Here is an 11543-nt window from a genome sequence, read left to right as displayed (position 1 = left end):
GGTTGTATGGGCGGGTGTTTGCGGTGGTGCGGGGGTTGGTGTTTTTGGCTGCGGGTGGGACTTTTGAATAAGCCTCCTAGTTTTTAGGTGTCTGAAAGACTTTTATGGTGCCTAATCTTCGACTAATATTTTAAAAGAAAACAGGTTTTTTGTACCCTTTTCCTCTTCTCTGAGGGCATGCAATTTTTGTTTGTATCCAATTCTCAGAAGGCAGGAATAATCATCATAACCTTGCTACCACAAGCAGAAATCACCCATTTTTAGAAGGATTATCATGGCCGTTTCACGCCGTACACTCGCTAAGGGAGCCGCTTGGGCTGCTCCTGCAGTTGTTGCTACCACTACTATTCCTGCCTACGCAGCTAGCCCGGACGTCTGCTCTAACACTAACACTGAGGCTTCCACTGGCATTACCTGGACTAACTTCGTCCGCGCTACCCCTGTCGCAGCTAATGGCAGTGACCGCCACACAGGCTCCGTCATGACCAATGACGGCAAGGCAAGGCTTACCATCACCCACGTCTCTTCATCAGGCCCTACTCTCTCGAACTCTCAGAACCTCATCACCAAGTATCCTACTAATGACGGAGTATCTTTCCCCTCCTACTCAGGCTTTTCTGACTACCTCTTCTTCCAGACCCTGCAGAGCGGCCAAAACGGCTACTCCGGTGGTAATCAGCAGACTACCATCACCATGAGATTCTCCGAGCCTGTCACCAATTTCACCTTTGATATTGGTGACGTTGATCAGGGAACCACTGGCAGTGGTGGCCCCTGGCAGGATGTTTTCACTGTCAAATCATCCCTCAACGGTGTAGCAACTTCCGCTCCCCTGGTCACCGGTGGCGCCACCATCTCTACCAGCGGCGATACCACCACCTTCACCGCCCTCTCAACTAGCAACAACCTGAGCTATAACTCCACTGCAGGTAACGTCACTTTGAGCTTCCCTGAGCCCCTTGACACCATCACCCTCACCTGGGGTAACGGCAGCAACCGCACCGGTGCTCAGAACTTCGTTATCGGTGGCCCCACCACTCTCAACGTATGCCCCCGCCCCGTAGCAGCAGGCATCACTCCCCCCCCCCATCACCGGCTCAAACTAAGAATCTTTCTTAGCAGCCCCCTAAGAAGAGTGGTGGCGGTATCTTCTACAGATACCGCCACCACTCTTCCTTGGTCCTTCCCTCGTTCAAAGAGAAGCAGACATTCGGATCTCTACTTATTGGCAAAAATCTCGCGCATGAGCTGGGCAGCCTCAGAAGGGGTCTTACCGACCTTCACACCAGCAGCCTCCAGGGCCTCTTTCTTCGCCTCAGCAGTACCTGAAGAACCAGAAACAATAGCACCAGCATGGCCCATAGTCTTACCCTCAGGGGCCGTGAAACCAGCAACATACCCCACAACAGGCTTCGTCACATGAGCCTTAATGTACTCAGCGGCCCGCCCCTCAGCATCCCCACCAATCTCACCGATCATCACAATAGCCTCGGTCTCAGGGTCAGCCTCAAAAGCCTCAAGAGCATCAATATGGGTGGTGCCAATAATGGGGTCACCACCAATACCAATAGCGGTAGTAAACCCAATATCACGCAACTCAAACATCATCTGGTAAGTCAAAGTACCAGACTTAGAGACCAAACCAATCTTGCCCTTATCGGTAATGTTGGCAGGAGTAATACCCACCAGAGCCTCACCGGGGGTAATAATGCCCGGGCAGTTAGGGCCAATAATTCGAGTGACCTGCTTACCTGAGGCATCCACCTTGCTCTTAGCATAAGCCCAGAACTCAGCGGTATCCCCTACCGGTACGCCCTCAGTAATCACAACAACCAGGGGAACCTCAGCGTCGATAGCCTCCATGACGGCATCCTTAGTGAACGCCGGGGGAACAAAGACGATAGAGACATCAGCGCCAGTTTCCTCAACGGCTTCAGCAACAGAACCGTAGACCTTCAGTTCAAGGCTCTTACCGGCGGCGTCCTTGTGAGAGACGGTGGTGCCAGCCTTACGGGCGTTGACGCCACCTACAACCTGGGTGCCAGCGGCAAGCATGCGGGCGGTGTGCTTAGAACCTTCACCGCCAGTAATACCCTGAACGATGACCTTAGAGTCCTTGTTCAAAAAGATAGACATGATAAAAACCTTCTAGTAATAATCAGCGGTGATTTATGCGGTGTGAGCCAGCTCGGCTGCCTTATCTGCACCAGAGTCCATGGTGTCAGCCAGGTGAACCAGCGGGTGGTTAGCCTCAGAAAGAATCTGGCGGCCCTCTTCAACATTGTTACCGTCCAGACGGACAACCAGGGGCTTAGTGGCCTTATCCCCCAGCACTTCCAGGGCCTTAACGATGCCGTTAGCTACAGCGTCGCAGGCAGTGATACCACCGAACACATTGACGAAAACAGACTTAACCTGCTCGTCATTGAGAATAATATCTAGGCCAGCAGTCATAACCTCAGCGGAGGCACCACCACCAATATCAAGGAAGTTAGCGGGCTTAACCTTGCCGTGCTTCTCACCAGCGTAAGCAACAACGTCCAGGGTAGACATGACCAGGCCTGCACCGTTACCGATTACGCCTACCTGGCCATCTAGCTTGACGTAGTTGAGGCCGTGCTCCTTTGCCTGGGCTTCTAGGGGGTTCTCGGCTGACTTATCCACCAGCGCCTGGTGATCAGGCTGGCGGAACCCAGCATTGCTGTCCAAGGAGACCTTACCGTCTAAGGCCAGGATCTTGCCGTCACTGGTCTTCACCAGCGGGTTAACCTCAACCAGGGTGGCATCTTCCTTCTTATAAACCTCACCGAGCTTAACCAGCACCGCCGCGACGTCCTTGCCTGTGCCCTCAGCGAAGCCAGCAGCCTCAACAATTTCAGCGGCCTTTTCGGCGGTGATACCTTCCAGGGGGTTGACCTCGACTTTAGCCAGGGCCTCGGGGCGCTCAGCAGCTAGGGTTTCGATGTCCATACCGCCCTCAGTAGAGCACATGGCCAGGTAGGAGCGGTTAGTGCGGTCAAGCAGCATGGAGAAGTAGTATTCTTCAGCGATGTCAGCGCCCTGGGCTACCATCACGCGGCGAACAGTGTGGCCCTTAATGTCCATGCCCAGAATCTGCTGGGCGTACTCGTAGGCCTCGTCGGCGGTCTTGGCGACCTTCACGCCGCCTGCCTTACCGCGCCCGCCCACCTTAACCTGGGCCTTGATAACGGTGACGCCACCGATTTTCTCAGCTGCCGCCTTTGCTTCTTCGGGGGTGGTAGCTACGATGCCCTGGAGCACGGGCACGCCGTGCTTCTCAAAGATATCGCGTGCCTGGTATTCAAACAGGTCCACAGGGATTCCTTCTTCGCCGAAATGATGCCAGAAAGCGGTGCTTCCAGCGTTTACATGTACGAAGTTCAGTGCCCGACCCCGTTACGAGAGCTAGAGCACACAAAGCTTCTTGACAAAACTTTATCGCACTTGCCTACAGGGGTGCGACCTTTTTCCCTGCAAACGAAACAAACCTACCAGTTATGACGAGCGCTCCCCCGCTACACCTATTTAGCTTTCTCGCAGGCATCCAGAATATTCAGCAGAAAAGGGGCAGTATCAGAGGCACGAGGAACCATCAGATACTCCAACTCATCAATCCGCCAGAGCATAATACGAGCCTTAGCCACGGTACAGGACAGGGCCTTGCCCGGGTCAAAGAAATCCGGTGGGAAGTCAAAGTGCACAACTTCATCAATCACATCTGCTGCCGCCACGCCGCTCAAGTTCACCACGGCACGGTTAACCGACACATCCAGCACCAGACCCTCATCAGACCCCAGTGCCGCAGCCAGTGCCCGGCCCAGCTTAACAGCATCCACCTTTGTTACCACCAGGTAGACGCCTTCTTCAACATACAGGCAGGCTACAACCTGCCGAGTGCCATAGAGCAGATGCAGGGCAGTTGCATCGCCTGTGACTTGCCCGCGCGCAGCCGGTAGAACGACACCCAATACCTTTTCAATACGGCGGGCAACAGAAGTAGTAGGGTCAATTTCGATACGGAAAAGCGATAGGTCAGAGTTTTCTCGAAGCTGTACACGAGTATCGGTCATCTCATCCATTGCCGTCACGAATTCTTCGGGTACGGTGGGAAGAGTCATAAGGTGTTCCACAGGTGTCCTTGACTGGATCGGGCAGAAAAAACCCGGCACCACATCTCATAGTGCCAGGCCCCTCTCATCTTAGCTGGTTTTTTTAGTCAACGGTGCGTAGCGCAACAAAAGACGCTTTTCTTCATGAGCAAAACGCACCTTAGCCACAGTCTTATCACCAGCACCCTCAACCGCAGTCACCCGGCCCTCACCAAAGCTAGCATGCTCAACCCTGTCACCCACCGCCAGCGCCGGAATTTCCTTATTCTGCTGCACACGAGAAACAGTACGGGCTGCTGCCTTCAGCCCATAAGTGGCTGAGCCGTTCACCTCACTGGTAGAAGGCTCACGGGCGCCCCGCCTTGCCGGTTCATCAAAACGGCTCGAATAGGTAGAAGAGCCATACGATGAGCTGCCGCCGGTGCGTCCACCAGCCCAGCCCCCGCGTCCGCCCGCATAAGCGCCCCCATAGCCGCCACCAGAATAACCGCTAAAAGAAGACCCCGTGCGCTTCCAGTCAATCAGCTCCTCAGGGATTTCTTCCAGGAAGGGCGAAGGCGGGTTGAACTGGCTCTGGCCCCACATGGAACGGTTCTCCGCACGCGTCAAGTAAAGGCGTTCCATAGCGCGAGTCAAACCCACATAGGCCAGACGGCGCTCCTCACTCATCTCAGAATCATCGGTCAAAGCCCTCTGGTGAGGGAAGAGGCCGTGCTCCATACCGGTTAAGAAAACCACAGGGAACTCCAGACCCTTAGCGGTATGTAAGGTCATAAGAGTAATGACGCCCTGGGAGCGGGCCTCTGCAACCTCAGCAGCAATCTGGGCAGCAGACGGCCCGCCCGCCTGCTCAGCCTTAGGCTTATTAGGTATCTGGTCAGCATCAGCAACTAGGGCAACATGCTCCAGGAAGTCTTCTAGGCTGGCCCCGGCGTTATCACTTTCGAACTCGCGCACAGCGTCCACCAGCTCTGAGAGGTTTTCTACCCGGGATTCGTCCTGAATGTCCTTAGACTCCCGCAGGGCGGCCAGGTAGCCGGTCTGCTCTAGCACAGCCTCCAGGCAGGTGGCCGCTGACTCGGTGGCAGCTAGTTGCGCCAAATCATCTATCATCTGGGCAAAGGCCGTCATCTTTTTGACAGCCGCCGCACCCAGCCCAGGCACTTCACTACCCTGGCGCAGGGCAGCCATGAAGGAGATACCGCTAGCGCGGGCATGGTCGGCAACCACACTCTCAGATTTAGCACCGATACCGCGCTTAGGTTCATTGAGTATACGGCGGACGTTAATATCATCATCGGGGTTAACCAGCACGCGCAGGTAGGCCAGGGCGTCCTTAATTTCTTTGCGCTCATAAAAGCGGGTGCCACCCACCACCCGGTAGGGTAAGCCCACCCGCATGAGCATTTCTTCAAGGGTGCGAGACTGGGCGTTGGTGCGGTAGAAGATAGCCACATCACCCGGTGCAGTACCGTGCTCATCACGCAGCCGGTCAATTTCCTGGGCAATATAGCGGGCCTCGGCGTGCTCAGATTCTGCCACGTAACCGGTAATTTTGGCGCCGTCCCCGCTGGCTGTCCAGAGTTTTTTGGGGCGGCGGCCCGGGTTACGCTCAATCACGGCGTTAGCCGCTGAAAGAATATTCTGGGTCGAGCGGTAGTTTTGCTCCAAAAGAATAGTGTGGGCGGCCGGGTAGTCTTCCTCAAAATCGGTGATATTGCGGATGTCAGCCCCACGGAAGGCGTAGATGGACTGGTCAGAGTCGCCCACCACCGTCAGCTCAGCCGGCGGGTAGGCATCGGGGTAGGGGCCCTGGTCGGTGGGGTCTGCCACAGAGCGCAAGGGCGCCGCGCCCCCCACCAGTTGCCGCACCAGCTGGTACTGGGCATGGTTGGTGTCCTGATACTCATCGACCAGGATATGGCGGAAGCGACGGCGGTAGTAATCAGCTACCTGCGGGTGATTCTTAAGAAGATTGACTGTCTCAAAGATAAGATCATCGAAGTCCAGGGAGTTAGCAGCCCGCAGGCGCTCAGTGTACGCCGTATAGACCTTAGAAATCACACCCTCCCAGGGGTCGGTGGGGCTAGTCTCAGCAGCGAACTGCTGGGCGCTCACCAGCTCATTTTTAAGGTTAGAGATACGGTTGCCCACCACCTTGGCGGTGAACTTCTTAGTATCAAGGTTCATCTGCTTAATAATGAGCGTCAGCAGACGCTGAGAATCAGCCGAGTCGTAAATCGAGAACGTTGATTTGAGCCCTAAGGCCTGAGCTTCACGGCGCAGCACCCGCACGCAGAAGGAGTGGAAGGTTGAAATCCACATGCTCTGGGCCCGCGGCCCCACCAGAGCGGTGATACGCTCTCGCATCTCAGCGGCTGCCTTATTGGTGAAGGTAATCGCTAAAATCTGCCCCTGGTGGGCGCGGCCAGTAGCCAACAGGTAGGCGATGCGGTGGGTGAGCACACGGGTCTTGCCAGACCCGGCCCCGGCCACAATCAGTAAGGGGCTGCCGGCATGTTTCACAGCCTCAGCTTGGTGCTCGTTCAGACCGGCCACCAGCGTCTCGGGGCTGACGCTGGGGGTAGGGCGGGCGTCCTCAAAGGCAGGCATAAACCCGCCCACCTGGTAGGCGGGGGGCAGGAACTCTTCAGCGGGGGGCGCCGCATCGTAGTAGGGGTCAAAAGGAGGTTCCTCCACGAGGGGCTGGCCCTCTGGTGCCCCTGGGCGCTTGGGTGCGGGGGCAGGCATAAAATCGTCGTCATCAAACATAGAAGAACCTTCCAAAAATCAACCGTCAACACCCCATTTTAGGCGAGGAGGCCAGGGCCTACACCCGATTGAGCTGACAGATAAGATAGTCAGCATGGGTCTTTCAAAAGGTCAGAAGAAACGCCTCTACGGCGAGCACACGCAGGCGCACTCCCCTGCCCAGTCCACCTCTAGCAGGGGGCGGACGTCCGCGCCCCGGAACTCATGCTGAGTTTTGATGCCCAGCATCTGCAGTCTGTGGCAGCAGGCCTGGGTGTGGAGGGTTTGCAGGCTTACCAGGTGTTTCACCGTTCAACGGGCCTGATTTTGCCTCTAATTTTTGCTTTTACCTGGTGGAACATGGTGCGTGCTGCACGGTTTGAGCTGCTGGTGGGCAGGCTGATGCTGACTCTGCCGGTGGCCTATGCCCTGGTTTTTATTGCTGGTGGGTTTGCTCTTGATCTGGCTTTAGCTGATCCTTTGGGGGGCTACTGGGCTGGCTTCTTTCTTGATGACGGCCCGCTGGCTGCTTTTTATTCTGTGTTTGGTGCAGCTAGGCTATCTGGCCTTACGGCTGGTGAGAGGTAAGGTGAGTGCTTTTAGCCGTGGTGAGTTGCCGGGGCAGAGTGGGGTGTCATCGTAGTGGGTTGAATCGAATATTTCATAGTGTAGACTAGTGGGATTGCGCCCTCGTAGCTCAGGGGATAGAGCACCGCTCTCCTAAAGCGGGTGTCGGACGTTCGAATCGTCTCGGGGGCACAAAAAAGAGGGAGTATGCCATTATGCGCTAAGCGCAGGCATACTCTCTCTTTTTATTGGTGGGGTGGGGTGGGGTGTGATTTTTCTTTGGCGCGGTAGGCCAGGTGGGAGATGATGAGGCCAAGGACGATGCCGATACCGCCGGTGATGGATACCCACATGGCGGCGTGGCCTAAGAAGAGGGAGATGATGAGGCCAAGGATGATGCCGGGTACGGCCCCGGCGACCATGCCAATGGCCATGTAGGTGAATTCTTGGTCTGAGGAGCTGGTGGGTTTTTGGATGTGGGGGCTGCTTAACTTCTGCGACATAGTTTCAATCCTAACGGTGCCCTGGGCTGGGGAGGCGAAGGGAGGGCATAAAAAATGCGCCCCAGCTGGTCGTCTGGTGCGCATATGTAAACGTAGTGTTCACAGGGGTTCCATACCGTGTTGTGTGTGGTAGGAATTGTAGTTTTCACTCTTCAGCAGGATCTGACCAGCTGCTGGTGAGTGTCACCGGCTGGGGGCGGGGTTTGGTTGCCTTGGGCCGTGTGAGAAGTTTTAGAAGCCTACGGTGTAGAAGCCGTCGACGGGCATGAAGCCGCCACCGTCAACAGAGGTCAGCTGGGTGCCCTGTGAGGGGTTGAGAGCTGAGATCATCTGGCCGTTGCCGACGTAGATGCCTACGTGTGCGTAGCCGTTGGTGAAGACGATGTCACCGGGCTGGGGGTTTGAGGTGGGGGTCAGCTCTGCTGCCATGGCGTAGGTGTAGGGAGTCAGGTTGATGCCAGCCTGTGCGTAGACGTAGGAGACGAAGCCAGAGCAGTCCCAGCCCTTGTAGGCCTTGCCGCCCCAGATGTAGGCGCCGCCGATGCCGTCGTAGGCGCCTGCCAGTACGGCTTCACGGGCGTTTGAGAGGTTAACGTTGGCGGGAACTTCAGCGGTGATGGTTGCCTGGGGAGTGACAGCTGCGGGGGCTTCAACTGCGGTGTTTTCAACGACAGTGGTTTCGATGGTGGTGGCAACTTCGGTGCCCCAGGTGGTGTAAGAGTACGCTGCCAGAGCGGGTGCTGCGTTGGCGGGTGCTGATACTTCAGCCACTGCGAATGCGTTTGCAGGTGCAACGGTTGCGGCGAGCATGGCGCCTGATGCTGCGACGATACCTGCGGTGCGGGTGACGTTTGACTTAGCCATGAGTGTTTTCCTCCATTGCCGAACGAGGTGAGCTGTCGGGTTCGAGCATGAAGTTCGCTCGGTCGCAGTGTTTGCGACTTTACCCCTAGGGCTCTCGGTGGAGAGCCCGGTAAGGTGGGTCCCCCGCTTCTGCCGTGATTCTATTGTGTTTGTTTCCTGTGAACAGTGGCAGAACTAGGCGGTTCTGTTCGCAGGGTGCTAATCCGACCAGTGACGAGCACGGAACAGAACATTACACAGGCTCTCTTGGTTTGTCACGTTTTGGTCACGATTTCACCACAAGAGCCCCAAACTAGAAAGTAGGGTGATTGTTTTGTGGGATAGTCAGGACGCACCCAGCAAGGGCAAGATTCCCCTTCAAACAGGTCTTTGACTAGGCAAAATAGAGACTCTTTGCCGTCTTGCAAGAAGGTTTTCGCCCTTCTTTACCACCAAGGTTTCATCAATCTCCCTTTAACTGAGAAGCCCACCACTTAAGGACCTTTCGCTCTGCAAGCCCTTCCCAAAACATCACGATTTAGCAACAAAAAAGGGTCCACCAACAGGCGAACCCCCTTATTTGTTACCGAAATGTTATCTTTTGACGATGATTGACTCGGCGACCTCGGCGCTTAAGGTGAGCGATTCGTCCTCACCATCAGCATGAACCAGCACCGAACCGTCCCTGTTCCCCACAATTGATACCGTTGCCCCATAGACAATTCCCGCATCCGCCAAAAGCCTCAACAACTGCACATCCGTTTGAATAAATTCAGGCAGACGAGAGACTGTAAAGCGGTCATCTTCAGAGGAGTCACGGCCCGCAATAGACATAGTAACCGTGCGCCCATCATTCTCTTGACTCTCAGCCCCCAACTCTTCCAAGCCCGGAATAGCATTCCCATAGGGGGAGAACTTAGGTTCGTTCAGCAGTTCCAGCAGTCGGCGCTCCACCCGCTCACTCATCACATGCTCCCAGCGGCAAGCCTCCTCATGGATATACTCCAAATCAAGACCGATAACATCAGCTAAAAGACGCTCAGCCAGGCGATGTTTACGCATTACTTCCACCGCTTTCTGGCGGCCTTCGTCCGTCAGCTGCAAAGAACGATCGCTAGCCACAGTCAGCAGACCATGCCGCTCCATCCGCGCTACAGTCTGAGAAACAGTTGGCCCCGAATGTTCAAGACGTTCTGCGATGCGAGCTCGCATGGGAACAATATTCTCTTCCTCAAGTTCCAGCACGGTGCGTAGATACATTTCAGTGGTATCAATGAGGTCAGTCATGCCTTCTCGAATCTCCTTGGGCCTGCCCCGCGATAATGGGCTATAGGTGCAGCAGTGTTGCCCTTAATTGTATGCGTTCGCACCCGGCATAGCCCCTTTGATTCTGCCTTCGCTCACTGGTGTGTTCCCACCTACATTTGACTTGTTCCACCTCACTTTTTCAAATTTATGCCCCATTTTTTGGCGGTTGCGGGGTTTGGTCAGCCCCACTGGCAGGCTCAGGTTGCACAATAGAAAGAGCAGGACGCCAGCGGCACCTTATTTCCCTCACATCAACGCATAGCCGCCCCGGTTGACCTCCTGCTCATGTCTAGGAGTTATTCAGTGACCAACTTTCCCGTGATTCCCGCCGAGATGCTACCTGCCGATGGCCGCTTCGGCGCAGGCCCTTCTAAGGTACGCCCCGAGCAGGTTGCCGCAGTTTCTGCCGCCGCAACTACTTTGATGGGCACCTCTCACCGTCAGGCACCGGTCAAAAACCTGGTAGGTGAGATCCGCGAGGGTCTACGCACTTTCTATTCTGCCCCCGATGGCTACGAGGTAGTTCTGGGCAACGGTGGCGCCACCGCTTTCTGGGACGCCGCAACTTTCGGTCTGGTAGAGAACAAGGCCCAGCACCTAACCTTTGGTGAATTTGGCTCTAAGTTTGCTTCTGCCACCAAGGCTGCCCCCTTCCTGGCTGAGTCCACCATCATCTCTTCTGAGGCTGGCACCCGCCCCGAGGCACGTGCAGAAGAAGGCGTAGATGTTTACGCCTGGCCCCACAACGAAACCTCAACCGGTGTTTTTGCCCCGGTCACTCGCCCCGCAGGTATCTCAGAGGACGCCCTAGTTCTCATTGACGCCACCAGCGCCGCCGGTGGCCTAGATGTTAACGTGGCTGAATCTGACGTCTACTACTTCTCACCCCAGAAGAACTTTGCTTCTGACGGTGGCCTGTGGCTGGGCCTCTGGTCACCTGCTGCTATTGAGCGTGCCGAGCGCCTTGGTGCCTCTGACCGTTGGATCCCCGATTCTTTGAACCTGGTGACCGCTATTAACAACTCTCGTCTCAACCAGACCTACAACACCCCGGCGCTGGCTACCATGATCATGCTCAACGAGCAGCTCAAGTGGATGAACGAGCAGGGCGGCCTGTCTTTTGCAGCAGCACGCACCGCTGATTCAGCAGGGCGCATCTACACCTGGGCTGAGACCTCAGAGTACGCCACCCCCTTCGTCGCTAACCCGGCTGAGCGTTCTAACGTCATTGCCACCATCGATTTTGATGAGAGCATCGACGCCTCTGCTATTGCTAAGGCCCTGCGCGCTAACGGCATCGTAGATACCGAACCCTACCGCAAGCTAGGGCGCAACCAGCTACGTATCGCCACCTTTACCGCCATTGACCCTGAGGACATCTCAGCCCTGCTAGGCTGCATCGACTACGTCGTCGAAAAGCTCAAGTAGTCCCCCGGTAAAG

9 protein-coding genes, 1 tRNA gene and 1 riboswitch are annotated in these 11543 nt (G+C 55.8%); of the genes, 3 read left to right on the top strand and 7 right to left on the bottom strand.

The annotated features are described in order from the left end of the window. Window positions 1-1218: 1218 nt before the first annotated feature. The 4 genes from sucD to pcrA all read right to left on the bottom strand — a co-directional run bounded on the left by sucD (window position 1219) and on the right by pcrA (window position 6902). Window positions 1219-2136, bottom strand: coding sequence for a succinate--CoA ligase subunit alpha (sucD, locus tag ACEE09_RS06785; RefSeq protein WP_449083242.1), 918 nt, complete (start codon window positions 2134-2136; stop codon window positions 1219-1221). Window positions 2137-2169: 33 nt separating this feature from the next. After that, complete coding sequence (gene sucC / locus ACEE09_RS06780; protein WP_449083240.1) at window positions 2170-3336, bottom strand: ADP-forming succinate--CoA ligase subunit beta; 1167 nt, start codon at window positions 3334-3336, stop codon at window positions 2170-2172. A gap of 206 nt (window positions 3337-3542) precedes the next feature. After that, window positions 3543-4139: a sarcosine oxidase subunit gamma family protein gene (locus tag ACEE09_RS06775; RefSeq protein WP_449083238.1), complete on the bottom strand. Its 597-nt coding sequence runs from the start codon at window positions 4137-4139 to the stop codon at window positions 3543-3545. A gap of 81 nt (window positions 4140-4220) precedes the next feature. Next, window positions 4221-6902: a DNA helicase PcrA gene (gene pcrA / locus ACEE09_RS06770; RefSeq protein WP_449083237.1), complete on the bottom strand. Its 2682-nt coding sequence runs from the start codon at window positions 6900-6902 to the stop codon at window positions 4221-4223. Between the two features lie 204 nt (window positions 6903-7106). Here pcrA and ACEE09_RS06765 point away from each other — a divergent pair, with 204 nt between their 5' ends. Beyond that, window positions 7107-7469, top strand: coding sequence for a hypothetical protein (locus ACEE09_RS06765; protein WP_449083235.1), 363 nt, complete (start codon window positions 7107-7109; stop codon window positions 7467-7469). Window positions 7470-7567: 98 nt separating this feature from the next. Beyond that, window positions 7568-7640: transfer RNA gene (locus ACEE09_RS06760), tRNA-Arg, on the top strand. Between the two features lie 53 nt (window positions 7641-7693). Here ACEE09_RS06760 and ACEE09_RS06755 read toward each other — a convergent pair. From ACEE09_RS06755 to ACEE09_RS06745, 3 genes are all read right to left on the bottom strand, one after another. Next, entirely contained in the window at window positions 7694-7951 is a 258-nt protein-coding gene (locus ACEE09_RS06755) for a hypothetical protein (protein WP_449083233.1), read from the bottom strand. 231 nt (window positions 7952-8182) lie between these two features. After that, window positions 8183-8815 (bottom strand): C40 family peptidase, encoded by a 633-nt coding sequence (locus ACEE09_RS06750; RefSeq protein ID WP_449083232.1) that lies wholly within the window; start codon window positions 8813-8815, stop codon window positions 8183-8185. A gap of 5 nt (window positions 8816-8820) precedes the next feature. Beyond that, window positions 8821-8966: riboswitch (cyclic di-AMP (ydaO/yuaA leader) on the bottom strand. A gap of 422 nt (window positions 8967-9388) precedes the next feature. Next, window positions 9389-10081: an iron dependent repressor, metal binding and dimerization domain protein gene (locus ACEE09_RS06745; RefSeq protein WP_449083230.1), complete on the bottom strand. Its 693-nt coding sequence runs from the start codon at window positions 10079-10081 to the stop codon at window positions 9389-9391. A 354-nt stretch (window positions 10082-10435) separates the two neighbouring features. Here ACEE09_RS06745 and serC point away from each other — a divergent pair, with 354 nt between their 5' ends. Further along, window positions 10436-11530, top strand: a complete 1095-nt coding sequence (serC, locus tag ACEE09_RS06740) for a phosphoserine transaminase (protein ID WP_449083252.1) — start codon at window positions 10436-10438, stop codon at window positions 11528-11530. Window positions 11531-11543: the final 13 nt, after the last annotated feature.

Source organism: Rothia sp. 88186D007BW (genome assembly GCF_053544215.1).
The sequence above is the reverse complement of the archived record's forward strand: the minus strand, read 5'-3'. Positions and strand labels throughout refer to the sequence as shown.